At 46.9% G+C, this 258-nt stretch carries 1 protein-coding gene; it reads left to right on the plus strand.

What is annotated here, in order from left to right:
- Positions 1–258 (plus strand): HEAT repeat domain-containing protein (locus tag ACM0OZ_RS49345; protein ID WP_414590235.1); only part of this gene is annotated, 258 nt, incomplete at both ends.

Raw genomic sequence — 258 nt, forward strand, 5'->3', positions numbered from 1 at the left:
TAGATCCTGGCAACTCAAGTGCGATAGATGCTTTGGTAAAGTTAATCGCCACCTCACAATTTGAATCCACCCGTATGCGAGCGGCAGAGAGCTTAGGGAAAATAGCTGTTGGCAACAACTCAACTGCGATAGATGCTTTGGTAAAGTTAATCGACACCTCACAGGATGAAGACACCCGTAGGCGAGCGGCAGAGAGCTTAGGGGAAATAGCTGTTGGCAACAACTCAACTGCGATAGATGCTTTGGTAAAGTTAATCG

The organism is Scytonema sp. PCC 10023, from assembly GCF_963920835.1.
Lineage (GTDB): Bacteria > Cyanobacteriota > Cyanobacteriia > Cyanobacteriales > Nostocaceae > Kalymmatonema.